The 26,205-nt window shown below is 73.8% G+C and carries 25 protein-coding genes; 17 read left to right on the forward strand and 8 right to left on the reverse strand.

What is annotated here, in order from left to right:
* Nucleotides 1-223: 223 nt before the first annotated feature.
* Nucleotides 224-1,249, forward strand: coding sequence for a 6-phosphofructokinase (locus tag AC0B61_RS21325; protein ID WP_471742284.1), 1,026 nt, complete (start codon nucleotides 224-226; stop codon nucleotides 1,247-1,249).
* A gap of 120 nt (nucleotides 1,250-1,369) precedes the next feature.
* Here AC0B61_RS21325 and AC0B61_RS21330 read toward each other — a convergent pair whose 3' ends face one another.
* The gene (locus AC0B61_RS21330; RefSeq protein WP_471742285.1) at nucleotides 1,370-2,368 is read right to left on the reverse strand and encodes an NAD-dependent epimerase/dehydratase family protein; all 999 of its coding nucleotides are present in this window, start codon (nucleotides 2,366-2,368) and stop codon (nucleotides 1,370-1,372) included.
* 212 nt (nucleotides 2,369-2,580) lie between these two features.
* Here AC0B61_RS21330 and AC0B61_RS21335 point away from each other — a divergent pair, with 212 nt between their 5' ends.
* Nucleotides 2,581-3,612 carry a cytochrome c oxidase assembly protein gene (locus AC0B61_RS21335; RefSeq protein WP_471742409.1) on the forward strand — a complete coding sequence of 344 codons (1,032 nt, stop codon included), beginning with the start codon at nucleotides 2,581-2,583 and terminating at the stop codon, nucleotides 3,610-3,612.
* 128 nt (nucleotides 3,613-3,740) lie between these two features.
* On the forward strand, nucleotides 3,741-4,328 hold the full coding sequence (locus AC0B61_RS21340; RefSeq protein WP_471742286.1) for a YdcF family protein: 588 nt from the start codon (nucleotides 3,741-3,743) through the stop codon (nucleotides 4,326-4,328).
* Between the two features lie 116 nt (nucleotides 4,329-4,444).
* On the opposite strand, the gene AC0B61_RS21345 is transcribed toward AC0B61_RS21340, so the two are convergent.
* Complete coding sequence (locus tag AC0B61_RS21345; RefSeq protein ID WP_471742287.1) at nucleotides 4,445-6,667, reverse strand: NADP-dependent isocitrate dehydrogenase; 2,223 nt, start codon at nucleotides 6,665-6,667, stop codon at nucleotides 4,445-4,447.
* A gap of 345 nt (nucleotides 6,668-7,012) precedes the next feature.
* On the opposite strand from AC0B61_RS21345, the gene AC0B61_RS21350 reads away from it, so the two are divergent.
* Both AC0B61_RS21350 and AC0B61_RS21355 read left to right on the forward strand, forming a co-directional pair.
* Nucleotides 7,013-7,378, forward strand: coding sequence for an SAV_915 family protein (locus AC0B61_RS21350; RefSeq protein ID WP_471742288.1), 366 nt, complete (start codon nucleotides 7,013-7,015; stop codon nucleotides 7,376-7,378).
* A complete protein-coding gene (locus AC0B61_RS21355) occupies nucleotides 7,375-7,701 on the forward strand; it encodes a hypothetical protein (protein ID WP_471742289.1) in 327 nt (108 codons plus the stop codon). Before AC0B61_RS21350 ends, AC0B61_RS21355 begins: the two co-directional genes overlap by 4 nt.
* A 42-nt stretch (nucleotides 7,702-7,743) precedes the next feature.
* On the opposite strand, the gene AC0B61_RS21360 is transcribed toward AC0B61_RS21355, so the two are convergent.
* Together AC0B61_RS21360 and AC0B61_RS21365 are read right to left on the reverse strand one after the other, a co-directional pair.
* Nucleotides 7,744-8,007, reverse strand: a complete 264-nt coding sequence (locus AC0B61_RS21360; protein WP_471742290.1) for a hypothetical protein — start codon at nucleotides 8,005-8,007, stop codon at nucleotides 7,744-7,746.
* An 81-nt stretch (nucleotides 8,008-8,088) separates the two neighbouring features.
* Complete coding sequence (locus AC0B61_RS21365) at nucleotides 8,089-8,970, reverse strand: EamA family transporter (protein WP_471742291.1); 882 nt, start codon at nucleotides 8,968-8,970, stop codon at nucleotides 8,089-8,091.
* A gap of 266 nt (nucleotides 8,971-9,236) precedes the next feature.
* On the opposite strand from AC0B61_RS21365, the gene AC0B61_RS21370 reads away from it, so the two are divergent.
* Together AC0B61_RS21370 and AC0B61_RS21375 are read left to right on the forward strand one after the other, a co-directional pair.
* On the forward strand, nucleotides 9,237-10,157 hold the full coding sequence (locus AC0B61_RS21370; protein ID WP_471742292.1) for a serine/threonine dehydratase: 921 nt from the start codon (nucleotides 9,237-9,239) through the stop codon (nucleotides 10,155-10,157).
* 309 nt (nucleotides 10,158-10,466) lie between these two features.
* On the forward strand, nucleotides 10,467-12,125 hold the full coding sequence (locus AC0B61_RS21375; RefSeq protein WP_471742293.1) for an APC family permease: 1,659 nt from the start codon (nucleotides 10,467-10,469) through the stop codon (nucleotides 12,123-12,125).
* Between the two features lie 52 nt (nucleotides 12,126-12,177).
* On the opposite strand, the gene AC0B61_RS21380 is transcribed toward AC0B61_RS21375, so the two are convergent.
* Entirely contained in the window at nucleotides 12,178-13,803 is a 1,626-nt protein-coding gene (locus tag AC0B61_RS21380) for an FAD-dependent oxidoreductase (protein WP_471742294.1), read from the reverse strand.
* 301 nt (nucleotides 13,804-14,104) lie between these two features.
* Between AC0B61_RS21380 and AC0B61_RS21385 the strand changes: the two genes are divergently transcribed.
* From AC0B61_RS21385 to AC0B61_RS21425, 9 genes are all read left to right on the forward strand, one after another.
* Nucleotides 14,105-15,280 carry a SchA/CurD-like domain-containing protein gene (locus AC0B61_RS21385; protein WP_471742295.1) on the forward strand — a complete coding sequence of 392 codons (1,176 nt, stop codon included), beginning with the start codon at nucleotides 14,105-14,107 and terminating at the stop codon, nucleotides 15,278-15,280.
* Nucleotides 15,281-15,322: 42 nt separating this feature from the next.
* Nucleotides 15,323-15,748: a cupin domain-containing protein gene (locus tag AC0B61_RS21390; protein ID WP_030239732.1), complete on the forward strand. Its 426-nt coding sequence runs from the start codon at nucleotides 15,323-15,325 to the stop codon at nucleotides 15,746-15,748.
* The gene (locus tag AC0B61_RS21395) at nucleotides 15,745-17,001 is read left to right on the forward strand and encodes a beta-ketoacyl-[acyl-carrier-protein] synthase family protein (RefSeq protein WP_471742296.1); all 1,257 of its coding nucleotides are present in this window, start codon (nucleotides 15,745-15,747) and stop codon (nucleotides 16,999-17,001) included. Before AC0B61_RS21390 ends, AC0B61_RS21395 begins: the two co-directional genes overlap by 4 nt.
* A 5-nt stretch (nucleotides 17,002-17,006) precedes the next feature.
* Complete coding sequence (locus AC0B61_RS21400) at nucleotides 17,007-18,248, forward strand: beta-ketoacyl synthase N-terminal-like domain-containing protein (protein ID WP_471742297.1); 1,242 nt, start codon at nucleotides 17,007-17,009, stop codon at nucleotides 18,246-18,248.
* Between the two features lie 90 nt (nucleotides 18,249-18,338).
* On the forward strand, nucleotides 18,339-18,599 hold the full coding sequence (locus AC0B61_RS21405; protein ID WP_471742298.1) for an acyl carrier protein: 261 nt from the start codon (nucleotides 18,339-18,341) through the stop codon (nucleotides 18,597-18,599).
* A 1-nt stretch (nucleotide 18,600) separates the two neighbouring features.
* Nucleotides 18,601-19,056, forward strand: a complete 456-nt coding sequence (locus tag AC0B61_RS21410; protein ID WP_471742299.1) for an SRPBCC family protein — start codon at nucleotides 18,601-18,603, stop codon at nucleotides 19,054-19,056.
* A gap of 5 nt (nucleotides 19,057-19,061) precedes the next feature.
* Nucleotides 19,062-19,382 carry a TcmI family type II polyketide cyclase gene (locus tag AC0B61_RS21415; protein WP_471742410.1) on the forward strand — a complete coding sequence of 107 codons (321 nt, stop codon included), beginning with the start codon at nucleotides 19,062-19,064 and terminating at the stop codon, nucleotides 19,380-19,382.
* A 328-nt stretch (nucleotides 19,383-19,710) separates the two neighbouring features.
* On the forward strand, nucleotides 19,711-20,163 hold the full coding sequence (locus tag AC0B61_RS21420; protein WP_471742300.1) for a hypothetical protein: 453 nt from the start codon (nucleotides 19,711-19,713) through the stop codon (nucleotides 20,161-20,163).
* 118 nt (nucleotides 20,164-20,281) lie between these two features.
* Entirely contained in the window at nucleotides 20,282-20,980 is a 699-nt protein-coding gene (locus AC0B61_RS21425) for a class F sortase (protein ID WP_471742301.1), read from the forward strand.
* A gap of 85 nt (nucleotides 20,981-21,065) precedes the next feature.
* On the opposite strand, the gene AC0B61_RS21430 is transcribed toward AC0B61_RS21425, so the two are convergent.
* The 3 genes from AC0B61_RS21430 to AC0B61_RS21440 all read right to left on the reverse strand — a co-directional run bounded on the left by AC0B61_RS21430 (nucleotide 21,066) and on the right by AC0B61_RS21440 (nucleotide 25,029).
* Nucleotides 21,066-22,100 carry a methyltransferase gene (locus tag AC0B61_RS21430; protein ID WP_471742303.1) on the reverse strand — a complete coding sequence of 345 codons (1,035 nt, stop codon included), beginning with the start codon at nucleotides 22,098-22,100 and terminating at the stop codon, nucleotides 21,066-21,068.
* 63 nt (nucleotides 22,101-22,163) lie between these two features.
* Nucleotides 22,164-23,261, reverse strand: a complete 1,098-nt coding sequence (locus tag AC0B61_RS21435) for a right-handed parallel beta-helix repeat-containing protein (protein ID WP_471742304.1) — start codon at nucleotides 23,259-23,261, stop codon at nucleotides 22,164-22,166.
* Between the two features lie 343 nt (nucleotides 23,262-23,604).
* The gene (locus AC0B61_RS21440) at nucleotides 23,605-25,029 is read right to left on the reverse strand and encodes a cytochrome P450 family protein (RefSeq protein WP_471742305.1); all 1,425 of its coding nucleotides are present in this window, start codon (nucleotides 25,027-25,029) and stop codon (nucleotides 23,605-23,607) included.
* 198 nt (nucleotides 25,030-25,227) lie between these two features.
* Between AC0B61_RS21440 and AC0B61_RS21445 the strand changes: the two genes are divergently transcribed.
* Entirely contained in the window at nucleotides 25,228-26,169 is a 942-nt protein-coding gene (locus tag AC0B61_RS21445) for a deoxyribonuclease IV (RefSeq protein WP_471742306.1), read from the forward strand.
* Nucleotides 26,170-26,205 lie beyond the last annotated feature (36 nt).

Here is a 26,205-nt window from a genome sequence, read left to right on the forward strand (position 1 = left end):
GCGCCGACGGCGCCGTCCCCGCGTCGGCTCCTGCCCGGCCGGACCAGGGGCCGTATGCTCGACACCACGGCCGGTTTCGGACGCATGTCCGGATCGGCCGGTCCTTCACCCCACGGCCACCTCCCCGCCGCCCCGGCGCGGGAGCGCCCCGTCACGGTGACGGCTCGTCGTCCCAGCCTGTAGTCCGGCCGTTCCTCGGTTCTGCTCGGGAGTTGCAAAGCTAATGCGTATCGGAGTGCTGACCAGCGGCGGTGACTGCCCCGGACTGAACGCGGTGATCCGTTCCGTGGTGCACCGGGGGGTGGTCGACCACGGCGACGAGATCATCGGGTTCGAGGACGGGTGGCGCGGGTTCCTGGAGGGCCACCACCGCCCCCTGACCCTGGACTCGGTGAGCGGCATCCTCGCCCAGGGCGGCACCATCCTCGGTTCCTCCCGGGTCCAGCCCAGCCACCTGCGGGACGGCGTCGAGCGGGCCAGGAAGTACTGCTCCGACCTCGGTCTGGACGCGGTCATCCCGATCGGCGGCGAGGGCACGCTCAAGGCCGCCAAGCTGATGAGCGACGCGGGCCTGCCGATCGTCGGCGTGCCGAAGACCATCGACAACGACATCGCCGCCACCGACGTGACCTTCGGCTTCGACACCGCCGTCTCGGTCGCCACCGAGGCCCTGGACCGGCTGAAGACCACCGCCGAGTCCCACCAGCGGGTCATGGTCGTCGAGGTCATGGGCCGGCACACCGGCTGGATCGCGCTGAACGCGGGCATGGCGGCCGGTGCGCACGCCATCGTCGTCCCGGAGCGCCCGTTCCACATCGACAAGCTCACCGCCGTCGTCCGCGAACGCTTCGACCGCCAGAAGAAGTTCGCCATCGTGGTCTGCGCCGAGGGCGCCAAGCCCGAACCCGGCACGATGCACTGGGAGGAGGGCAGCAAGGACATCTACGGCCACGAGCGCTTCACCGGCATCGCCACCCAGCTCTCCCGCGAACTGGAGCACCGCCTCGGCAAGGAGGCCCGCCCGGTCATCCTCGGCCACACCCAGCGCGGCGGCACCCCGACCGCCTACGACCGGGTGCTCGCCACCCGCTTCGGCTGGCACGCCGTCGAGGCCGTCCACAAGGGCGCCTTCGGGCACATCACGGCGCTGCAGGGCACCAACATCAACCTGGTGCCGCTGGCGGAGGCCGTCGCCGAGCTGAAGACCGTCCCGCAGGACCGCTACCTGGAGGCCGAGACGGTCCTCTGACCTCCCGCCCGTGCACGACGGCCCCGGACCCCTGGAAACCGCCCACCCGGCGGCGGTCCGGGGCCTTCGCGCACCCGCCGGGCCGCTGCACCGCCGTCGGCCGGAGCATCGTCGGCCGGATCATCGCTGACGCCCCGGCCGAGCGGCGCGGGAGTCCTGGCCGGGCAGCCCGAGCGCCTCGCGGTACCACCCGGCGGCCTCCGGGAGGCGGGCGAGCGGGCCGGGGCCGGGCGGGCAGGCGGCGAGGCGCCAGATGTCCTCGCTGCGGTACCAGTGGTCGCGGGCGACCAGGCCGAACTGCCGCTCGGAGACCCGGCCGGGCGCGGCGGCCAGCAGCCGACGGCACTCGTCCCACGGCACGTCCGGTCCGTCCGGGGCGGCCAGCAGGCCGAGTTCGGCCAGGGCGGCGACCAGGGCGCCGCTGCGGACCGGGTCCGGATGGGAGGCGTGGTGGACGCCGGGCGGGACGGCCGGTCCGTCCAGGGCGAGCGCGGTGATCAGCCGGGCCAGGTCGGTGCGCTCCACCATCGAGAGGCGGGCGGCGCCGCCCTCCCAGCGGACCGGCACCCGGCGGACCACCTCGGCCAGGGCGGGCACCACCCAACGGTCGCCCGTCCCGGTCACCAGCCCGGGGCGCAGCACGCACGCCCCGGCGGCCAGGGCGTGGCGCTCGCCGAGCAGGCGGGTGCGGCTGGCCTCGGACAGCGGGGCGGGCGGCACCTCGTCGACCGCGATGCCGGCGTGCGGGCCCTCGCCGTAGACGGCGGCCGTCGACAGGTGGACGATCCGGTGCACCCCGGCGCGGGTGGCGGCCGCCATCAGCGCGGCCGTGCCCCGGACGTTCACCGCCTCGCACTCCTCGGCGCGGCCGTCGACCCGGGCGGCCAGGTGGACCAGCACCCCGGCGCCCTCGCACAGGGCCGCCAGCGCCGCCACGTCGGCGAGGTCACCCGGCACCCAGGCGGTGCCGGGATCGGCGCTCCGCGGCACCGTGCGGGCCAGCGCCCGCACCCGTGCGCCGCGGGCCCCGAGTGCCGCGAGCACCGCGGAGCCGATGAAGCCGGTCGCCCCGGTCAGCGCGACCGTGGTCCGCGCCGCGGCTCTGTGTACCGTCGCCATGCCTGGGCCTCCCTGCCGACCGGCCGGTCAGTCTAGTCAGCGGGCCGCCCGGTGGGGAGACCTGTACGCAGGGGCTACGGAGGGGGTGGGGGCACGGGCCCGGGTAAGGCCCACCTAGGCTGTATGCCAAGCAAAACGGGCGGAACCGGACCCGATCCCGGGACCACGAGGACGGAAAGCAGGACCCGCCGATGGGCGACGGAATGTCAGGAATGCACCACCACGGCGGGATGACCCAGCTAGGCCCGTTCACCTTCTCCACCCTGTGGACCTGGTCCCCGGACTGGGTGTTCCTGCTCGCCGGGCTGGTCCTCCTGGGCCTCTACGCGGCGGGCGTGGTCCGGCTCCACCGGCGCGGCGACCGCTGGCCGATCGGCCGGATGGTCGGCTGGACGGCCGGTGTCGCCAGCCTGCTCGCGGTCACCTGCACCGGGCTGAACGACTACGGCATGGTGCTGTTCAGCGCGCACATGATCCAGCACATGGTGCTCTCCATGCTGACGCCCATCCTGCTGCTGCTCGGCGCCCCGATCACGCTGGCGCTGCGGGCGCTGCGCCCGGCCGGCAAGGGCCGCCCGCGCGGGCCGCGCGAGCTGCTGGTGGCGCTGCTGCACAGCCGGTACGTCCGGGTGGTCTCGCACCCGGCGTTCACCATCCCGCTGTTCATCGCGAGCCTGTACGGGGTCTACTTCACCCCGCTGTTCGACACCCTGATGCAGTACCGCCTCGGGCACGTCTTCATGATGGTGCACTTCCTGTTCGCCGGTCTGGCGTTCTTCTGGCCGATCATGGGCGTGGACCCGGGCCCGCACCGTCCCGGCCACGTGATGCGGATCATCGAGCTGTTCATGGGGATGCCGTTCCACGCGTTCTTCGGCGTGGCGGTGATGATGGCCGCGCACCCGTTGGTCACCACCTTCACCGTGGCGGGCGCGCCACCGGGGACGAACCTGCTGGAGGACCAGAAGCTGGCCGGCGGCATCACCTGGGCGTTCGGCGAGATCCCGACCGCGATCGTGCTGATCGCGCTGGTCTACCAGTGGATGGGCTCCGAGCAGCGGCACGCCCGCCGTCGCGACCGGGCCGAGGAGCGTTCCGGCGACGCCGAGCTGGAGGCGTACAACGCCTACCTGGCGTCCCTGCACAAGCGCGACCGGCCCCGGGGCACGGGCTCGGCCCCGGCCGCCCCGGCCACCCAGACGCCCCCGGCCGCGCCGACCGTACCGGCGGCCGAGGCGGGCTGAGCCCGTCGGCTACGGCTCCGCCGCGGAACCCCCGTTCCCGGGAACCTCCGTTCCACCTCCGGAACGGTGATTCCGCCGTTTCGCGCGCGCCCCGGAACGGCCGTTCCGCCGTACGCGTTCGAACGGATATGCACGTCCTGCTGATCGCCGCCGCCCTGCTCTGCGGGTACGTCCTGCTCTGGCTGCTCGGTTTCCTCGGCTTGGCGCTGCGTCAGGGCCGCCGCCCCGCGCCGGTCGGACGCGACTACCTGGTCGTGCTGGGGGCCGCGCTGGACGGCTGCGAGCCCGCGCCCACCCTGGCGGCCCGGCTGGACGCCACGCTGGAACGGTTCGCCGCCGAGGAGGCCGCCGGGTACGCGCCGCTGGTCCTGGTCACCGGCGGGAAGGGCCCGCACGAGGAGTGCACCGAGGCCGCCGCGATGGCCCGCTACCTGATCGCCCGGGGTGTCCCGGCCGAGCGGATCCGGCGCGAGGAGCGGGCCGTGAACACCACCGAGAACCTCCGTTTCAGCGCCGCCCTGATGACCGCCGAGCGCCCCGGCTACCGCTGCACGGTGGTCACCAGCGGCTTCCACACCGTCCGCTCCGCGCTGGCCGCCCGCCGGGCCGGCGCCCCCGCCGAGGTGCTCGGCGCGGACGGCCCGCTCGCGCACGGCCCGTACCTGCTGCTGCGCGAGGCCGTCGGCACGGCGCTGGCACTGCTCGGCCGCGCCTGAAGCGCCTGCAGCACCAGAAGCACCTGGACCGCCTGGATCGGGGTGGAACGCGGGGAGGCCCCCGGGTCCGTGGAAAACGGACCCGGGGGCCTCCCGGTGGTTCGGCTCGGCCCGGTTCAGCCGAGGTTGGCGAGCGCCTCGTTGAACGTCTTGGACGGACGCATCACGGCGGCGGCCTTGGCCGGGTCCGGCTGGTAGTAGCCGCCGAGGTCGACCGGCGAACCCTGGACGGCGATCAGCTCGTCCACGATGGCCTGCTCCTGCTGGGCCAGTGCCTCGGCCAGACCCGCGAAGGCCCGGGCCAGCTCGGCGTCGGCGGTCTGCTCGGCCAGCTCCTGGGCCCAGTACAGGGCCAGGAAGAAGTGGCTGCCGCGGTTGTCGATGCCACCGAGGCGGCGGCTCGGCGACTTGTCCTCGTTGAGGAAGGTGCCGGTGGCGCGGTCCAGGGTGTCGGCCAGCACCTGGGCGCGGGCGTTGCCGGTGGTGGTGGCCAGGTGCTCGAAGCTGGCGGCCAGCGCGAAGAACTCGCCCAGGCTGTCCCAGCGCAGGTAGTTCTCCTTGACCAGCTGCTGGACGTGCTTCGGGGCGGAGCCGCCGGCGCCGGTCTCGAACAGGCCGCCGCCCGCCATCAGCGGGACGACCGACAGCATCTTGGCGCTGGTGCCCAGCTCCAGGATCGGGAACAGGTCGGTCAGGTAGTCACGCAGCACGTTGCCGGTCACCGAGATGGTGTTCTCGCCGCGGCGGATGCGCTCCAGCGAGAACCTGGTGGCCTCGACCGGGGACTTGATCTCGATCTGCAGGCCGGTGGTGTCGTGCTCCGGCAGGTACTGCTTGACCTTCTCGATCAGCACCGCGTCGTGGGCGCGGGTCTCGTCGAGCCAGAACACCGCCGGGTCGCCGGTGGCGCGGGCGCGGGAGACGGCCAGCTTGACCCAGTCCTGGATCGGCAGGTCCTTGGTCTGGCAGGCGCGGAAGATGTCGCCCGGCTGGACGGCCTGCTCCAGCACCACGTTGCCCTCGGCGTCGACCAGGCAGACGGTGCCGGGGGCGGCGATCTCGAAGGTCTTGTCGTGGGAGCCGTACTCCTCGGCCTTCTGCGCCATCAGGCCGACGTTCGGCACCGAGCCGATGGTGGCCGGGTCGAGGGCGCCGTTGGCGCGGCAGTCGTCGATGACGGCCTGGTACACGCCGGAGTAGCTGCTGTCCGGCAGCACGGCGAGGGTGTCGGCCTCCTGGCCGTCCGGGCCCCACATGTGGCCGGAGGTGCGGATCATGGCCGGCATCGAGGCGTCGACGATGACGTCGCTCGGCACGTGCAGGTTGGTGATGCCCTTGTCGGAGTCGACCATGGCCAGGGCCGGGCCCTCGGCCAGCTCGGCCTCGAAGGAGGCCTTGATCTCGGCGCCGAGGTGCGGCACGCCGTCCAGGCCGGCCAGGATGCCGCCGAGGCCGTTGTTCGGGTTCAGACCGGCGGCGACGAGGGCCTCGCCGTACTTCGCGAAGGTCTTCGGGAAGAAGGCGCGCACGACGTGGCCGAAGATGATCGGGTCGGAGACCTTCATCATGGTGGCCTTGAGGTGCACCGAGAACAGCACGCCCTCGGCCTTGGCGCGGGCCACCTGGGCGGCCAGGAAGTCGTTCAGGGCGGCGGCGCGCAGCACGGAGGCGTCGACGACCTCGCCGGCCAGCACCGGCACCTTCTCGCGCAGCACGGTGGTGGTGCCGTCGGCGCCGACCAGCTCGATGCGCAGGGCGCCGTCGGCGCCGATCACGGTGGACTTCTCGGTGGACCGGAAGTCGTCCTCGCCCATGGTGGCGACGTTGGTCTTGGACTCGGCCGACCAGGCACCCATGCGGTGCGGGTGGGTCTTGGCGTAGTTCTTGACCGACTGCGGGGCGCGGCGGTCCGAGTTACCCTCGCGCAGGACCGGGTTGACGGCGCTGCCCTTGATCTTGTCGTAGCGGGCGCGGACGTCCTTGTCCTCATCGGTCTGCGGGTCGTCCGGGTAGTCCGGCAGGGCGTAGCCCTGGGCCTGGAGCTCGGCGACGGCGGCCTTCAGCTGCGGCACGGAGGCCGAGATGTTCGGCAGCTTGATGATGTTGGCACCCGGGGTCTTGGCCAGGTCGCCCAGTTCGGCCAGGGCGTCGCCGATCCGCTGGGCCTCGGTCAGGTACTCCGGGAAGCTCGCGATGATCCGCCCGGCCAGGGAGATGTCGCGGGTCTCCACCCGGACACCCGCCGTCGAGGCGTACGCCTGGACCACCGGCAGGAACGAGTAGGTCGCCAGGGCCGGAGCCTCGTCGGTGTGCGTATAGATGATGGTCGAGTCAGTCATCGGTACTCCGCTTCGCGTCTCCAACGTCTTGACGTCAAGATATCTCGTCGCGGGCCCCTCGCTCCACCTCCCCCCGCTCCGGAGCGCGCGCCGGTCCCGTCCGGGGCGCTTCGGGGGCCTCGGCGCGGGACGGACTCCACGGTCGTCCGAGGAGCGGCGCGAGGCAAACCGGACGCCCCGGAACAGTGGTGTAGTCCACTCGGGTGAGTCGGACGTCAGGAGTGCGTCAACGCAGCACCCCATTCGGTCAATGCCGCGTCAGGACCGGCGACGCGCGGGGTGAGCGGCCCTAGCGTCGAGGCAGCAGTTCCGGCAGGCACCACCACCCCACTCGGGAGCATCCGCATGGCCCGCATCCGCACGGCCCGCGTCGTCTGGCACGTCCCGGTCACCACCTCCGGCACCGGAGGCACCACCGCCCTGCGCCTCTTCCGCCTGCGCGACGGCCGCCGCTGTGCGGTCGGGTTCTCCGACCACGGGGCCCTGACCGCCCTCCTGGGACCGGACCAGGCCTCCGTCGAGCTGGGCGAATCCGCCCTGCGCGCCCTCACCGCCCCGCTCGGGGTCGACACCCTGGTGCTGGACCCGAGGCTGGTCGCCCCACCCGCCGGGCTCCCCGCCGTCCCGGCCGCGTCGAGCGCACCGGCCGTGCCGAGCGCCCCAGCCGCACCGCTCCCGTCGGCCCCGACCGCACAGCTCCAGCGCCGGTGACCGCCCCACTCCGGCTGGTCCCGGCCGGCCCGGCGGCCGAGGGCGGCCCGCAGCCGGCCCGGCTCCTGCACGCGATCGCCCGGGTCAGCCACGGCCCGGTGCCGCTCGACTTCGACCGGCTCGCCGCCGAGTTCCCGGCCGTCCGCAGCGGCCTCGCGCTCGCCGGCGAGGCCGACCTGGAGCTCCGGCTCGCGTGCACCGGGCCCGAGGAGTTGCGGGCCGTCGCCGCCGCCCTGCACCGAGCCGGCGCCGCCAGGGTCCGCATCGACCTGGTCCTGCGCGCCCTCACCCCGACTCCGGTGACCCTGCGACCGGTCCCGTGAGGTGCGCCCCGGGAGGAGTGGACGTCCTGCCGCGAGGTGCGCTCACTCCTGCCCGGGGCGCGGGTCCGGGTTGATCGCCTGGCCGTCGACGGGCTGGCCCCAGGAGTCGTCGCCGGCCGCGTCGACGCAGTAGCCACTGCCCTCCACGTGCCCGCCCGCGCCCCGGCACTGATCGGCGGTCACATCGCGGAGCCCGGTCGCCGCCGTCGGCACAGCGGCGGCGGCGACCGCCGCACCGGCGGCGGTGGTGAGCAGGACGGCGGACGCGGTCGTGGCGGCCACCCGGGCCAGCAGTGAGCGGTTCATGCGGACCACGACAGCATGGCCACCGGCGCCCTGCGACCACAGGACGCCCGCCCGGGTGGCCGCCACGACGCGGCCGCCCAGCTACCCGCGGGTCAGCGCGGCGATCGCCGCGAGCAGCAGCGCCGAGCCCGCCAGCAGGGCGGCCGTGACCGGCTCACCGAGGAACAGCACGCCGATCACCGCCGCGGTCGCCGGCTCCAGCAGCACCAGCACGGCGGCCGTGGTGCCCGGGACGGCCGTCAGGCCGGTGAAGTACCAGCGGTAGGCGAGCAGGGTCGGCACCGTGCCGAGGAAGAGCAGCGCGGCCCCGGTCACCGCCGGCTCCCCGGCCGTCGGCACGACGCCCTGGGCGGCCGCGAGCGGGAGCAGGCAGAGCAGGCCGGTGGTGAAGGCCCCAGTACTGGCCCGGGCCGACCCGCCGCCGCGGGCCCAGAGGGTGAGGCCGCTCTGGCCGGAGCCCGCGAGGACGGCCAGGGCGACGCCCAGCGCCGGGCGCGGGCCCGCCGCCGGGGCGGCGACCAGCAGGGCGAGGCCCGCCAGGGCCAGGGCGACGGCGGCGAGCGCGCGGCGGGTGAGCCGTTCGCCGAGCAGCAGGTGGGCGCCGAGGCTGGTGAGCACCGGCCCGGCGCCGATGGTGACCAGGGTGCCGAGCCCCAGGCCCGCGGAGTACACGGAGCCGAAGTAGGCGCACTGGCTGACGGCCAGGCCCAGCCCGGTCAGCAGGGCGGCGCCCCGCCCGCCGCCCCACCGGGTGCCGGCCCGCGCGGACCGGGGTGCGCCGGCCGGCAGCAGGGCCAGGCAGAGCGCTGCGACGCCGAAGCGCCAGCAGGAGACGGCCACCGGCCCGAGGCCGCTGGTGCGCATCAGCAGCGCGGCCACGGCGCCGCCCGCACCCCAGGCGACGGCGGCGGCGGAAATGGACAACAGGCCGCGCCGGAAGGGCGCGGCGGTGTTCGAGGTCATGCGTCGGTACTCCACGGTGAGATGCCGGTTCGGGTCCGCTGGGTGCGCGGGCGGCGGTCATCGCCCCGGCTGCCGGGCGGAGTCCGCCGGGCCGGGGTGGGTGGAGTGGGCCGCCCGCTAGCGGGGCGGCGGGGGGAGGATCACGTGACGCACGGGGCCAGCGTACGGCTTCGACGATCACGCGATCACGATCTTTTCTGCGTCCCGCCGCGCGACGTACCGTCAGCCCTGATCGGAACGCCGTCTCGGTGAAGGAGCAGAACACGATGGACCAGCTGACGTACGACGAGGTCGAGGCCGCCGGGCAGCGGATCGCCGGGCGGGTGCGGCCGGTGGCGGTGGCGCCGGGCGACGGCGGCGGGCGGGTCTGGCTGGCGCTGGAGTTCCTGCAGCACACCGGCAGCTTCAAGGCCCGTGGCGCGCAGAACTTCCTGCTCGCGCACGCCGAGGCGGGCACCCTCCCGGACACCGGCGTGACCATCGCCTCGGGCGGCAACGCCGGGCTGGCCTGCGCCTGGGCGGCGCGTGAACTCGGCGTGCGGGCAACGGTGTTCCTCCCGTCGACGGCCTCCCCGGTGAAGCTGGCGCGGCTGCGCTCGTACGGCGCCGAGGTGCGGCTGGTGGGCCGGGAGTACGCGGAGGCGCTGGCCGCGTGCGAGGAGTTCGCGGCGGGCAGCGGGGCGCTGGCCTCGCACGCGTACGACCACCCGCTGATCGCCGCCGGCGCGGGGACGGTCCTGGACGAGATCCGCGCCCGGGTGCCCGGGCTGGACACGGTGGTGGTGTCGGTGGGCGGCGGCGGGCTGTTCGCCGGCGTGGCGGTGGCGGCCCGCGAGCACGGTGTCCGGGTGCTCGCGGTGGAGCCGGTCGGCAGCCGCGCCCTGAACGCCGCCCTGGCCGCCGGCCACCCGGTGGACGTGCCGGTCGACTCCGTCGCCCAGGACGCGCTCGGCGCCCGCCGGGCCACCGCGCTGGCCGTCGGCGCCGCCGCGCACGAGGGCGTCCGCTCGGTGCTGGTGGACGACGAGGCCATCGTGCGGGCCCGCCGCCGGCTCTGGGAGGACCACCGGATCGCCGTCGAGTTCGCCGCCTCCACCGCGCTCGCCGCCCTCGACCAGGCCGAGGGCGAGCGCGTCGCCGTGCTGCTCTGCGGCGCCAACACCGACCCGTCCGACCTGGCGAGCTGAGGACCGTCGATCGATTGCCCTTTACACCCATCGGGATGGATATGCGATTTCCGCCATTCCTATGATTCGACGGCGCAACCAACACTGCCGGACGGAAGGGCGAAGCTCAATTCGCGCTCAGATGCTGGACCTACTCACCAGTCACGTAACAGACAACTGAACAGAATGCCTCCTACCTGCAGGGATATCAGGTAAAGAAAGTAAACATTCAGTAATGAAATCTGTGCAGAGGTCTATGAATAGCCCTACTGTGTGGCAACTCTCCGCACTCCGCCCACCCCGGAGCCCCCACACACAGAGAGATCCTCCATGGCTTCCCTCAACCAGATCTCGCCGCCCGGCCAGAGCTCCGGCACCACCGGGACCGCCCACCGGTCGCTCAAGCGCCACGTCGGACTCGTCGGCCTCATGTGGGCCTCGGTCGGCTCGATCATCGGCTCCGGCTGGCTTTTCGGCGCGAAGAGCGCCGTCACCGCCGCCGGACCGGCAGCCGTCATCTCCTGGGGCATCGGCGCCGTCGCGATCGTGCTGCTCGCACTCGTGCACGCCGAGCTCGGCGGGCTCTTCCCCGTCGCCGGCGGCACCGCGCGCTACCCGCACTACGCCTTCGGCGGCCTGGCCGGCATGTCCTTCGGCTGGTTCTCCTGGCTCCAGGCGGCCACCGTGGCACCGATCGAGGTCGAGGCCATGATCGGCTACGCCAAGGACTCGCCCTGGGCCAGCGGACTGCAGAACGCCGACAAGACCCTGACCACCAGCGGGTTCGTCGTCGCGACCCTGCTGATGGCCGTGTTCGTCGCGGTCAACTTCCTCGGCGTGAAGATCCTCGCCCGGACCAACAGCATCGCCACCTGGCTGAAGATCTTCGTTCCGCTGCTCACGATCTTCATGCTGGCGATCACCAGCTTCCACGGCTCCAACTTCACCTCGCACGGCTTCGCCCCGTTCGGGGCCAAGGGCGTGCTCGCCGCGATCAGCACCAGCGGCATCATCTTCGCGCTGCTCGGCTTCGAGCAGGCCATCCAGATCGCCGGTGAGAGCCGCAACCCCAAGCGCGACATCCCCCGCGCGGTGCTCGGCTCGGTCGCCATCGGCACCCTGATCTACACCCTGCTGCAGGTCGTCTTCATCGGCGCGCTGCCGGTCAGCGCCTTCGCCAACGGCTGGGCGAACCTCGACTTCCCCGGCATCGACGGCCCGTTCGCCGGCCTGGCCACCCTGGTCGGCCTCGGCTGGCTGTCCTACGTGCTGAAGGCCGACGCGGTGATCTCCCCCGGCGGCACCGGCCTGATCTACACCACCTCCACCTCGCGGATCTCCTACGGCCTGAGCCGCAACGGCTACGCCCCGCAGAAGTTCGAGCAGCTGGACAGGAACGGCGTGCCGTGGTTCGGCCTGATCATCTCCTTCGTGACCGGCGTGATCTGCTTCCTGCCCTTCCCCAGCTGGCAGGAGCTGGTCGGCTTCATCACCTCCGCCAGCGTGCTGATGTACGCCGGTGCCCCGCTCGCCTTCGGCGCCCTGCGCCGCCGACTGCCCGGCCGAGAGCGCTCCTACCGGCTGCCGCTGGGCGGCGTGATCTCCCCGGCCGCGTTCGCGGTCTCCAGCCTGATCATCTACTGGGCCGGCTGGCAGACCCTGTCCCGCCTGGGCATCGCCATCGTGCTGGGCTACCTGCTGCTCGGCGGCTACGCGGCGTACGCGATCAGGAAGGGCCTGCCGAACGCGCCGCGGCTGAACTGGAAGTCCGCCCAGTGGCTGCCGGTCTACCTGCTGGGCCTGGGTCTGATCTCCTGGCAGGGCGGCTTCGGTGACGGCGCCGGCCGGATACCGATGTGGTACGACATGGCGCTCGTCACGGCGTTCTCGCTGGTCATCTACTACTGGGCGATCCGGGTCGCCCTGCCCGCCGAGGAGATCGAGCGCGAGGTCGCCGACGTCGAGGTGGTCGACGCGGGCGGCCACTGACCCCCGGAACGCGAAGAAGGGCCCGCCGGTTCGGCGGGCCCTTCCGCATGTCTCAGAGGTCGAGCACGGTCCGCAGTGCCGCGCCGATCTCCGCCTCCGGGTCCGGCGCCGGGCCGGGCGAGCGCCAGGCGACGAAACCGTCCGGGCGGACCAGGACCGCGCCGTCCGGGTCGATGCCGTGCAGGGCGGCGAAGTCCGTACCCGGCTCCGGGGCCAGGTCGTCCTCGGCACCGTCGCCGATGCGGTACGCGTCCAGCGGGACGGCCAGCCGGTCGGCCGCCCGCCGGGCACCCGTGAGCCAGGCGCCGCCCTCGGGCCCGGCGAGCAGCACCATCGCCTGCTCGTACAGGTCCAGCGTGGAGAGCCGCACCCCCGCCCGCAGCAGCCACTGGTGCGGGGCGCGGCTGCCCGGCTCGCCCGTCGACTCGAATGTCTCGGGGACGACGGGGCCCGAGCGGTCCGCCCCGACCACCGCGCCCACCGGGTAGCGGTAGCCGAGCGCCACCGCGAGCACCCCGGCCTGCCGCCCGACGCCCGGCACCACGGCGTAGCCCGGGTGGCTGTGCTCGGCGGAGCGGGCCGAGGCGCGCTCGCCGGTCACCTGGGCGACCGGGCGGCGCTCCTGCCCGTACGTCTCCAGCAGCCGCGGCCCGGCCCAGCCGCACAGCACGGCGGCGAGCTTCCAGGCCAGGTTGTGCGCGTCCTGGATGCCGGTGTTGGAGCCGAAGGCGCCGGTCGGCGACATCTCGTGGGCGGAGTCCCCGGCGAGGAAGACCCTTCCGGCGCCGTACCGGTCGGCCACCCGCTCGGCGGCGTGCCAGGGCGCCCGGCCGGTCACCTCGACGTCCAGTGCGGGCAGGCCGACAGCGGTCCGGATGTGCCGCTCGCAGCGCTCGTCGGTGAACGCCTCCAGCGGCTCGCCGTGCTCCGGGTGCCAGGGCGCGTGGAAGACCCACTCCTCCTGGTTGTCCACCGGCAGCAGCGCGCCGTCGGCCTCCGGGTTGGTCAGGTAGCAGGCGATGAAGTGCCGGTCGCCGACCACCTCGGCCAGCCGCTTCGCCCGGAAGGTGATGCTGACGTTGTGGAACAGCTCGCCCTTGCCGCTCTGGCCGATGCCCAGGCTCTCGCGGACCGGGCTGCGCGGGCCGTCCGCCGCGATCAGGAACTCCGAGCGCACCACCCGCTCCTCGTCGGTCTCCCGGCTGCGCAGCACCGAGGTCACGCCGTCGGCGTCCTGTTCGAAGGAGACCAGCTCGGTGCCGAACCGCAGGTCCCCGCCCAGGTCGCGGGCCGCGCGCAGCAGCACCGGCTCCAGGTCGTTCTGGCTGCACAGGCACCAGGCGCTGGGGCTGAACCGGGCCAGCCGGCCGCCCGGGTCGATCTCGCGGAACAGCCACTCCTGCTCGGCGCCGGTCAGCGAGGGGGCCTGCAGGATGCCGTGGTTGGGGGCGAGGATCGAGGCGGCCTCGCGGATCGCCGGCTCGACCCCGGCCGCCCGGTACAGCTCCATCGTGCGGACGTTGTTCCCTCGGCCGCGCGGGTGACGCGAGGTGTCGGCGTGCTTCTCGACCAGGAGGTGCCTGACCCCGAGCCGGCCGAGGAAGAGTGAGGCCGACAGCCCCACCAGCGAGCCGCCCACGATCAGGACCGGTACCCGGTCGTCAACCTTCGGATTCATCAATCGCTCCACCCTGTAAGGGGATTCCGCGGCCCGGAGACTGGGATCGGCGCCGCCCTCGACGGGCCCGCGCAGCCGGGGCCCCGCTCTTCCATCCCCCGCCCGAGGGTGCCTGCGCCGTCCCTTCGCCCGGATGGCCCGCAAATCTCGCGCCGCGCCCGCTGCGCCGCCCACGATCGACCTCAGGCCTGGCGCCGACTGCCCGGGCCGACCGCCGTCGCACCTCCTCCCAGGCCGGGGAGCACCCGCCGGGCACGGCCGACACGGCCCGCAGCGTGCGGCCCAGAGCAGAAAGTGGATCATGACAACTCTGTCCGAACCCCAGCCGAAGCAGCACGCCGAGTCCGACACCCGGTTGCGCGTGGTGCTGATGCTGGAGATCCAGGACGGCGCCCAGCAGCGCTTCCTCGACGTCTACGAACAGCTGCGCCACCAGGTGGCCTCGGTCCCCGGCCACGTCAGCGACCAGCTGTGCCAGTCGATCAACGACCCGCGCCAGTGGCTGATCACCAGCGAGTGGGAGGACCAGGAGACCTTCCTGCAGTGGGTGGACAGCCCGGCCCACCGCGAGATGGTCAAGCCGATGCACGGCTGCGTCAGCGACAACTTCCGCTCCCTGCGCTACGCCGTGCTGCGCCAGACCTCGGCGGCCGGCTCCACCGGCACCCGCGCCCCGATGGAGGTGCCGCCCGGGCTGCCGCGCACCTCGCCCGCCGGGCACATGGGCCCGCCGAAGGCCGAGCCGGGCCCGGACGGCGTGGTCCGCCACGCGCTGACCTTCACGGTCAAGCCCGGCACCGAGCCCGAGGTGGCCCGGATCCTGTCCGGCTACGCCTCCCCGAAGGCCGACGTCGACGAGCACACCCGGCTGCGCCGCACCTCGCTGTTCATGCACGGCAACCGGGTGGTGCGGGCCGTCGAGGTGGTCGGCAACCTCGGCGACGCGCTGCGCCACGTGGCGATGCAGCCCGAGGTGCGGGCCGTCGAGGAGGCGATCAACCCGTACCTGGAGGAAGCCCGCCAGCTGGGCGACCCGCAGGCCGCCCGCGCCTTCTTCGCCAAGGCGGCGCTGCCCGCCAAGCACCAGGCGATCGCCAGCTCCCCGGCTTCCGGCCGGCTGCACCGGCACGCGGTGCTCTACCCCGTCCGCCCGGGCCAGGGCCAGTCGGTGGCCGAGCGGCTGGCCCAGTTCGACAACCTGGCGACCGCCGACCCGACCGGTCCGGTCGCGGCGGGCACGGTCTTCCAGCGCGAGGACGTGGTGGTGCGCCTGGTCGACCTGCGGGTGCCGGCCGAGGCCGACCCGGCGGCCGCGCTCGGCGTGGCGGACGACCGCGAGGCGGCCGCGCTCGCCGGCCTGCTCGACCTCGGGCCGCAGGGCGACCTGCGCAGCGTCGCCGGGCTCAGCGCCTTCCTCGCCGCCCGCGCCATGAACCCGGTCACCGACCGCAGCTCCAGCGACCCCCAAGCCAACTGACGCCACGTCAGTCATCCGTCAGCTCCCCGGAGGAAGACCACCATGACCACGCAGTACCCACGGATCGTCAACGTCGACGAGGCCCCGGAGAACCGCCGGCGCGGCGGCGACCTGCGCGCCATGCTCACCCCGACCAGCTGCGGGGCGACCAGCGGTTTCATGGGGCTGGCGATCGTCCAGCCCGGCGAGCGGATCGGCGAGCACTACCACCCGTACTCCGAGGAGTTCGTGTTCGTCGTCTGCGGCGACCTGGAGGTGGACCTGGACGGGGAGGCCCGCCCGCTCAAACCCAACCAGGGCCTGATGATCCCGATCAACATGCGCCACCGCTTCCGCAACGTCGGCGACACCGAGGCCCGGATGGTCTTCCACCTCGGCCCGCTCGCGCCGCGCCCCGAACTCGGCCACGTCGACACCGAGGAGACCGCCGCCTCGGGGCCGCCGGAACACGCCAAGGTGGCCTCGTGACCCGGCGCGTCGCCGTCACCGGGATCGGTGTGGTCGCGCCCGGCGGGGTCGGCGTCCCGGCGTTCTGGGAGCTCCTCACGACCGGCCGCACCGCGACCCGGGGCATCACGCTCTTCGACCCCGCCGGGTTCCGCTCCCGGATCGCCGCCGAAGTCGACTTCGACCCGGCGGCCCACGGCCTGAGCCCGGAGGACGTCCGACGGGCGGACCGCTACGTGCAGTTCGCGATGGTCGCGGCCGACGAGGCGATCGCCGACGCCGGCCTGGACCTCGCCGCCGAGGACCCGTGGCGGATCGCCGTCTCGCTGGGCACCGCCGTCGGCGGCACCACCCGGTTGGAGCACGACTACGCCCTGGTCAGCGCCTCCGGCGCCCGCTGGGACGTCGACCACCGGCAGGCCGAGCCGCAGCTGCACCGGGCCTTCGCGCCCAGCACCCTGGCCTCCGCCGTCGCGGAGCGGACCGGCGCCCACGGCCCGGTGCAGACCGTCTCCACCGGCTGCACCTCCGGCCTGGACGCGATCGGCTACGGCTTCCAGGCCGTCGAGGAGGGCCGCGCCGACATCTGCATCGCCGGCGCCTCCGACTCCCCGATCTCGCCGATCACCGTCGCCTGCTTCGACGCCATCAAGGCCACCAGCGAGCGCAACGACGACCCGCAGCACGCCTCCCGGCCCTTCGACGCCGACCGCGACGGCTTCGTCCTCGGCGAGGGCGGCGCCGTCCTGGTGCTCGAGGAACTGGAGCACGCCCGCCGCCGCGGAGCCCGGATCTACGGCGAGCTCGGCGGCTTCGCCACCTTCGGCAACGCGTACCACATGACCGGCCTCACCACGGAGGGGCTGGAGATGTCCCGGGCGATCGACCACGCGCTCGCCCACGCCCGGGTCGACCGCACCGACGTCGACTACGTCAACGCGCACGGCTCGGGCACCAAGCAGAACGACCGCCACGAGACCGCCGCGGTCAAGCGCTCGCTGGGCGCGCACGCCTTCGAGACCCCGATGAGCTCGATCAAGTCGATGGTCGGGCACTCGCTCGGCGCCATCGGCGCCATCGAGGTGGTCGCCTGCACCCTGGCGCTCGCCCACGGCGTCGTGCCGCCGACCGCCAACTACGAGACTCCGGACCCGGAGTGCGACCTCGACTACGTGCCGCGCACCGCGCGCGAGCTGCCGCTGAGCCACATCCTCTCGGTCGGCAGCGGATTCGGCGGATTCCAGTCCGCCGTCGTGCTCAACAGAACGGGGTGAGTTCCATGACGTCACGTCAGCAGGGCCGCCGGGCGGTCATCACCGGCCTCGGCGTGGTGGCGCCGAACGGTGTCGGGGCCGACGCCTTCTGGAAGGCCACCCGGCAGGGCGTGAGCGTCCTCGACCGGATCTCCCGCGAGGGCTGCACCGGGCTTCCGCTCAGGATCGCGGGCCAGGTGCAGGACTTCGAACCGCAGTCGGCGATCGACAACCGCTACCTGGTGCAGACCGACCGCTTCACGCACTACGCGATGGCCGCCGCCGACCTGGCGGTGGCGGACGCGGGCTTCCGGCCCGACGCCGACCATCCCTTCGCGGTCGGCGTGGTCACCGCGGCCGGCTCCGGCGGCGGCGAGTTCGGCCAGCGCGAGCTCCAGCAACTCTGGGGCCAGGGACCGAAGTTCGTCGGCCCCTACCAGTCCATCGCCTGGTTCTACGCGGCCAGCACCGGCCAGATCTCGATCCGCGGCGGCTACAAGGGCCCGTGCGGGGTGGTCGCCAGCGACGAGGCCGGCGGCCTGGACGCCCTCGCGCACGCCGGCCGCTCGATCGCCCGCGGCACCGACGCGGTGGTGGTCGGCGCCGCCGAGGCCCCGCTGGCGCCGTACTCGATGGTCTGCCAGCTCGGCTACCCCGAGCTCAGCCTGGCCGAGCGGGCCGACCAGGCCTACCTGCCGTTCACCGCGCAGGCCTGCGGCTTCGCCCCCGCCGAGGGCGGCGCGATGCTGCTGATGGAGGACGAGCAGGCCGCCCGGCGGCGCGGCGCCACCATCCGGGCCCACCTGGCCGGGCACGGCGCCACCTTCACCGGCGCCTCCCGCTGGGAGGAGTCCCGCGAGGGGCTGGCCGCCGCGATCCGGGTCGCGCTGGACGAGGCCCGGCTCGCGCCCGAGGAGATCGACGTGGTCTTCGCGGACGCGCTGGGCGTCCCGGCCGCCGACCGGGCGGAGGCGCTGGCGCTGGCCGACGCGCTCGGCCCGGCCGCCGAACGCGTCCCGGTCACCGCGCCCAAGGCCGGTACGGGGCGGGCCTATTGCGGCGCCCCGCTGCTGGACGCGACCGCCGCCGTCCTGGCCATGGAGGACGGCGTCCTGCCGCCCACCCCCAACGTCACCGAGGTCTGCCACGACCTCGCCCTCGTCACCGGGCGCGCCCGCCCGGCCGAGCTGCGCACCGCCCTGGTGCTCAGCCGCGGGCTGATGGGCTCCAACTCCGCGCTGGTGCTCCGGCGCGGCGAGCGGCCCTGAACCGCGCTCCGCGCACCACCGCCCGGTCCACCCGTGCCATCCCGTTTCACCCCATTTCACCCCGTTTCACCCCCGAGAAGGGACACCCCCGTGAGCAACACCCTCAGTTATCCGGAGCTCGCCGCCCTGCTGCAGGCCCGGGCCGGCGTCACCGTCGAGCCGAGCGCCCTGGAGCGGCCGGGCGCGCAGTTCGACGAGTTCGGCGTCGACTCGCTCGGACTGCTCGGCGTCGTCGGCGAGTTGGAGAACCGGCACAGCCTCAAGGTCACCTCGGGCGCCGAGTCCGCCAAGTCCCCGGCCGAGTTCCTGCAGCTGGTCAACACTTCCCTCGCCGCGAAGGCTGGTGCCTGAGATGTCCGGACACACCGACAACGAGATCGTCATCGCCGCACCGCTCGACCTGGTCTGGGAGATCACCAACGACCTGGAGAACTGGCCGGACCTCTTCAGCGAGTACGCCTCGGTCGAGGTCCTGGAGCGCGACGGCGACTGCGTGCAGTTCCGGCTCACCATGCACCCGGACGAGAACGGCCAGGTGTGGAGCTGGGTCTCAGAGCGCACCACCGACAAGTCCTCGCTGGCAGTGCGCGCCCGCCGGGTCGAACCCGGCCCGTTCGAGTTCATGGACATCCGCTGGGAGTACGCGGAAGTACCGGCCGGCACGAAGATGCGCTGGATCCAGGACTTCGCCATGAAGCCCACCGCCCCGGTGGACGACGAGGGCATGGTCGAGCACATCAACAGGAACTCGCGGATCCAGATGCAGCTGATCCGCGAGAAGGTCGAGAAGCGGGCGGCGGAGCTGTGAGCGGGATGCACCGGGCCCTGATCGTCGCCCGGATGAAGCCCGAGGCGGCGCCGGACATCGCCGACGTGTTCGCCGAGTCCGACCAGGGCGAACTGCCGCACCTGATCGGCGTGACCGGCCGCAGCCTCTTCCAGTTCGGCGACGTCTACCTGCACCTGATCGAGGCCGACCGCCCGCCGGGGCCGGCCGTCGCCAAGGTCGTCGGGCACCCCGAGTTCCGGTCCGTCAGCGACCGCCTGACCGCCTTCGTCCAGGCCTACGACCCGGCCACCTGGCGCGAGCCGAAGGACGCCATGGCGCGGGAGTTCTACCGCTGGGACCGCTGATCCCGCCCCGGACACCCGGGTTCCGTTTCTGGGCCCGCCCCCGGCCGTGCGCCGGGGGCGGGCCCATGTGCTGCCCCGGGCCGGGTGGCGCCCCGGGCCGGGGAGAGCGCGCGTTCCGGTTCTACCGGTTCACTCGGACCGCTCGGCCACCCGGGTGAACACACCCGGGACTCCACTCGAAGGGCGCACACTCCGTACCGGCACTGCCACGCTCCGGTGGCAGGCGGCCGCAGGGTGGTTGACGGTGGATCAGGCGCACTCCTCGCGAGTCCCCTTGCCCGGCACCGTGCCGGCAGTCGCGAGTCCGCGCGCCGGAAGGATCATCCTCATGCGTTCTGCACGCACGCTGCTCGCCGGGGCGGCCGTCGCCGCCGTCCTGACCGTCGGTACTCCCATGGCCTTCGCCGACGGCTCCTCCTCCGACCAGGGCAAGAACCTCACCTGGCAGGAGAAGCAGGACAAGCCCGACAGCAAGAGCCCCTCCGACACCTCCTCGAAGGGCTACGACGACAAGAAGGGCGGCAGCGCCGCCTCCGAGGAGCACAAGGGCACCGACGAGCACAAGGGCACCGACGAGCACAAGGGCTCCGGGGAACACAAGGGCACCGAGGCCAAGGACGAGGACACCAAGGCCCCGCACGGCGGCGTGCACACCGGTGGCGGTGGCCTGTCGCTGTCCGGCGGCGGGCTCGCCTCCGGCGCGGTGCTGCTGCTCGGCGGCCTCGGGGCCGGTGCCGTCGCCCTGCGCCGCGGCCGCCGCACCTCCGGTGCGATCGCCTGACGCACCGACGCACCAACGCACCACACCGTGCTTCCGCCGCCTCCGGGCGCTCCCCCACCAGGGCGGGGCGCGCCGGGGGCGGCGGGCCGTCGCGGAACCGGTTGAGCGGAGGACAGGAATGACGGGCGGTCCCGCCTCTGGAATGCCCCGGCTGCTGCGCGCGGGGATGGGCGCGGCAGCGGTCGGGCTGCTGCTGATCTACAACTCGGTGGACACCGAGCCGAGCACGGACGCGGTGGCCACCCAGGCCGCGCCCCCGGCGGCCACCGCGTCGGCCGTCCCCGGGGCGTCGCCCGCCGCCGCTCCCGCCGCGGGCGCGGCGGCGCCCGGGGCCCCCGCGGCGCCGCCGCTCAAGCCCTCCAAGCCGACCCGGCTGCGGATCCCGCAGATCGCCGTGGACGCGCCGTTCACCGAGCTGACCCTCAACCCGGCCGGCCAGCTCAACGCGCCGCCGCCGGACGACAAGAACCTGGTCGGCTGGTACCGGGACGGCGTGACCCCGGGCGAGCGCGGCAGCTCCGTCGTCGCCGGGCACGTGGACACCACCAAGGGCCCGGCGGTGTTCCTGCTGCTGAGCCTGCTGCTGCCGGGCAACAAGGTCGAGGTGAGCCGCGCGGACGGCACCGTCGCGGTGTTCTCGGTGGACGCGGTCGAGACCTTCGCCAAGGACGCCTTCCCCGACAAGAAGGTGTACGGCAAGACGCCCGACGCCCAGCTGCGGCTGATCACCTGCGGCGGCACGTACGACAAGAAGCGGCGGGACTACCTGGACAACGTGGTGGTCTTCGCGCACCTGGAGTCCTCGCACAAGGCCTGACCCGGCGCACGCACCACCACGACCGCCGGCTCCCTGGTTCCCCAGCGAGCCGGCGGTCGTGTCGGGTGCGCCTCGTAGACGGAGGTCAGCCGCGCACGGCGGCCTCGAAGGCGTGCAGGTAGGGGTTGACCGGGCAGACCTCGGTGACCGTCAGACCGGCCTCCTCCATCAGCCGGACCATGCTCTCCTCGGAGTGCTTGGCGCCGCCGACGTTGAGCATCAGCATCAGGTCCATCGCGGTGGTGAAACGCATCGACGGGCTGTTGTCGACCAGGTTCTCCACCACCACGACGCGGGCGCCGGGGCGGGCCGCCTTCACCACGTTGGCGAGGGTGCGGCGGGTGCTGTCGTCGTCCCACTCCAGGATGTTCTTGATGATGTAGAGGTCGGCGCGGACCGGGATGTCCACCCGGCAGTCGCCCGGCACCAGTCGGGCGCGCGCGGAGAAGGAGCCGCCGTCCCGCAGCCGGGGGTCGGCGCCGGCGACGACCCTCGGCAGGTCGAGCAGGGTGCCGTGCAGCGCCGGGTGCTTCTCCAGCAGACTCGCCAGCACGTGGCCCTGACCGCCGCCGATGTCGGCCACCGAGTCGACGCCGGTGAGGTCCAGGTAGTCGGCGAAGTCCCGGGCGGACTGCCGGCTGGAGGTCGTCATCGCCTTGTCGAAGACCTTCGCCGAGTCGCCGCCGTCGCTGTGCAGGTAGTCGAAGAACTCCTTGCCGAACAGCTCGGGGAAGACGTTGCGGCCGGAGCGGACTGCCTCGTCCAGCTTCGGCCAGGCCTCCCAGGTCCACGGCTCGGTGCACCAGAGGGAGATGTAGCGCAGGGAGTTGGGCGCGTCCTCGCGCAGCAGGCGGGACATCTCGGTGTGCTCGAAGCGGTCGTCGCCGGTCTCGGCGAAGATGCCGTAGCAGGTGAGCGCGCGCAGCAGGCGGCGCAGCTGGCGGGGCTCGGTGTCGAGGGCGGCGGCGAGGTCGGTGACGGTGGTCGGGGTGTCGCCGAGTGCGTCGGCGACACCGAGCCGGGCGGCCGCGCGGACGGCTGCGGCGCAGGCGGCGCCGAAGACGAGCTCGCGCAGGCGCATCGCGGCCTGCGGACTGGTGTGGACGGGTGCGGTGGTCATGGGCGGGTCCTCGGAGTCCTCGTGGGATCGGGCGTGGCGTGCTGCGGGGTGCTTGCCGGGTGGTCAGCAGCGGCCGGACGGTTCGGAGCGCTCGCAGGTGTTGCGGGCGAAGGTGGTACCGGTACCGGTGCCGGTGTCGCGGTCGGCGAGGTCGGCCGGGCCGTTGCCGCTCAGGCGGTTGTCGGTGATCGACGCCCGGGCGTTGGAGACGCCGACGGCGCTCTTGAAGAGGACGATGCCGCCGGAGAAGTCCGAGGTGCCCACGTTGTCGTGGACCTCGTTGTCGGTGACCCGGGTGTCCTCGGTGCCGGTGAGCACGATGCCGGCGCCCTGGATGGCGCCCAGGCGCGGGTTGGCCGGGCAGAACTTGTTGTTGGCGACGACCGAGTTGCGCCGGACGTCCAGGTCTCCGGCACGGGGCACACCCTCGTCGCCGACCACGAAGATGCCCCCGCAGTTGCCGCTGACGTCGTTGCCCTGGACGGCCAGCCCGCGCAGCCGGCGGACGGTGACACCGACCCGGTTCCCGGTCAGCTCGTTGCCCTCCACCACGGTGCCCCCGGTGTCGGGCGCGCCGCCCTCCCGGTAGGCGTAGTTGGCGAGGAAGACGCCGGACTGGCCGTTGTCGGTCGAACGGTTGCCGATGATGGCGGCCCGGGTGGACATCTCCTGGCTGATGCCCTGCTGGGCGTTGTCGTGGACGTAGGTGCGGCGGACGGTCAGGCCGGTGGTGCCGCTGGCGTCGATGCCGTTCTTGTGGAAGCCGGTGACGGCCAGGGACTCGATCGTGACGTCGGACAGCGGGTTCTGCTCCGTGCCGACCACGCAGATTCCGTGCCCGGCGGTGGCGCAGGCGTTCTCCGTACCGTCGCCGGGGGTGATCACGGTGGTCGGGCCGGCTCCCCGCAGGGTCAGGCCGCGGGTGGTGATGCGGACGCTGCCCCGGTAGGTGCCGGGGGACAGCAGGACGGTGTCGCCCGGCCGGGCGGAGTCGACCGCCCGCTGAATCGATTCGCCCGGCTGGACGACGTGCAGCGGGCCGAGGTCGACGGCTTGGGCCGCGGGCATGGCGGCCACGGTGGCGAGGGTGGCGAAGGCGGTGGTCAGGGCGGTGGCGGCGGCCGTGGCCGCGGCGAGGTGGTGGACCCGACGCGTGGGCATGAGTGGTGACCTGTCTTTCGGCGCGCGCGGTGTGCGGGGCGGTGGGAGGGACTGGGAGCGGAATGCGGGAGGGGAGGTGGGCGGGGCGGGTGTCGTGGCGTCCGGCACGGGGCCGGTGAGGTGGTCTGACGCACTGTGTGCGGGCGGTGACGGCCGGTGGGTACGGCCGAGTCGACGGTATGGGCGCCCGGGTGGGGCCGCCACCAGGGCTGGGCTGCGGGACTGACGGGGCGTCGGCCGGGCGCAGGACGGCCCGGCGTGGCGCGCGGCGGCCGGATGCGACGACGCGCCCGACCGCGGGTGCGGTCGGGCGCGGTGGTGGCGGACGGGTTCGGTGCCCGTCTCAGCCCTCGGCGGCGGGCGCCTGCGGTCCGAGGCGTACGGGCAGGGCGGCCAGGTGCCAGGCCGCCGGGTTCGGGCCGCGCTCGACGGCCTCCGGGCCTACCGCGAGGTCCAGCTGCGGATATGTCCGCAGCAGCGCGCCGAAGGCGACCACCGCCTCCTCGTGGGCCAGCGCCGCACCGAGGCAGCGGTGGGCCCCGTGGCCGAAGCCGAGGTGCGCGTCATGGTGGCCGCCCTGGTGGCCGCCGTGCGGTCCGGCGTGCTGCTCGCCGTGCTCTCCGGCACGCTGTCCGGCACGGTCAGGCGCGCTTGCGCGGCGGACGTCCAGGCGCTCCGGCTCGGGGTAGACCCGCGGGTCGTGGTTGGCCCCGGCAAGGATCGGCACCACCGCCTCGCCCCTTCGGATCAGGGTGCCCGCCAGGGTGAGGTCCTCCGTGGCGTAGCGCGGCACCCCGCCGATGGTCGGCCCGCACCAGCGCATCAGCTCGTCGACGGCGGCGGGCAGCAGGCCGGGATCGGCGCGGACCAGCGCCAGCTGTTCGGGGTGGGCGAGCAGCGCGGCCGTGCCGTTGCCGATCAGGGTGGCCGTGGTCTCGTGGCCGGCCACGATCAGGTTGAGGATCAGCGAGACGGTCTCGACCGGGTCGAGGGTGTCGCCCTCGGCGGCGGCCAGCTGGGAGAGCAGCCCCTCGGCCGGCTCGGCACGGTGGCGATCGACCAGCTCGCGGGCGGCGGCCACCATGGCGCGCAGCGCCTCGTCCAGGCCGGGTCCGGCGCCCCGGCCGAGGTAGGAGCTCCAGCGGCGCCACCGCGGGCGGTCGGGCTCGGGGATGCCCAGCAGTTCGCAGATCACCGTGACGGCCAGCGGGTAGGCGAAGTGGGCGACCAGGTCGACCACGCCGTCCGCGTCGGCGTGCTCGGGCAGCGCCCGGGCGCGCTCCTCGGCGAGCCGTTCGATCCGGGGGCGCAAGCGCTCCACCGCACCGGCCGTGAAGGCGGGGTGCACCAGGCCGCGCATCCGGCGGTGCCGGGCACCGTCCGCGTCGAAGACGCCGGCGCGCAGGTACTTCGCGCACTCGGGCGGCATGCCGCGGGCGCGCCAGACCTGCTCGGTGCGGTGGGTGGGGGTCGGGGCTGTCTGGCTTGTCGGGGCGTCGGCGTGGTCGGTGGTGTGGTCGGTGGTGTGGTCGGTGTCATCCGCTGCGTCCACGGTGTCCACGTTGTTGGCGAAGCGCGGGTCGGACAGCACGGTGCGGACGTCCTGGTAGCGGACGGCGATCCAGAACGGGTCCACGCCGGGGATGGTGGCGCGGGCGAGCGGCGTGCGTTCGCGCAGTTCGGCGAAGGCGGTGAAGGGGTCGCGGATCAGGTGGTCGGCGCGCAGGTCGACGGGGTCGGCGGTCTCGACGGGATCGGCGGTGGTCACGGCTGCCTCCTCAGGGGACGCGGAGTCCACGTGGTCACGGATCGTGACGGAACCGGGTGCCACAGATCGCGGCTTTAGCTCCGAATTCACTCGATCGAGTACAGAGGATCGTTTCGTCAGAGCTCTGGCGGGCCCCCTACCCGACCCCGCAGCGGCCCGCTCGGCGCCACCGGCCGGCCGCGTGGCATCCTCGGGGCCATGACCACCGCGCCCGCACCGCTCCTCGCCACCGTCCGCAACCCGATCGGCGCCCACGTCCCGGTGGCCGCCCGGGGACTGGCCGGGACGGGCCTGGCGTACGCGCGGCGGGTCGGCGCCGAGACGGTGCAGGTGTTCGTGGCCAACCCGCGCGGCTGGGCCACTCCCCCGGGCAACCCGGCGCAGGACGAGGAGTTCCGCACCGCGTGCGCCGACCGGGGCATCCCGGCCTGGGTGCACGCCCCGTACCTGATCAACTTCGGCTCGGACAACCCGGCCACCCGCGAGCGCTCGGCCGCCTCGCTGCGGCACTCGCTGCGCCGCGGCCACGCCATCGGCGCACTCGGCGTCGTGCTGCACACCGGCTCGGCGGTCGGCGCGGCGCCCGGCGGCGGCTCGCGCCGGGCCGAGGCGATGGCGCAGGTCCGCGAGGACGTCCGGCCGCTGCTGGACGAGCTCGACGCGCTCGGCGACGACGCGCCCTGGCTGCTGCTGGAGCCGACCGCCGGCCAGGGCAACTCGCTCTGCTCCCGGCTGGAGGAACTCGCCGAGTACGTGGCGGCGCTGGACGGCCACCCGAAGGTGGGGATCTGCCTCGACACCTGCCACGCCTTCGCCGCCGGGCACGACCTGGCGGAGCCCGGCGGGGTGACGGCCGCACTTGACGCCCTGGCCTCCGCCGCCGGTCCCGGCCGGCTGCGGCTGATCCACGCCAACGACTCGGAGGACGTCGTCGGCGCCCGCAAGGACCGGCACGCCAACATCGGCGCCGGGATGATCGGCGCCGAGCCGTTCCGCGAGCTGTTCGAACACCCGGAGACGGCCGGCGTGCCGCTGCTGGTGGAGACCCCGGACCGCAAGCACGGCGGGGACGGCACGGGGCACGCGCTGGACATCACGGTGCTGAAGGAACTGCGCGAGCGGGCGGCGGTCCCGGCCTGAGGCCGTACGGGCCGAGGGCTGCGGGCTGCCTGCTGC

The organism is Kitasatospora sp. NPDC023385, assembly GCF_055664045.1.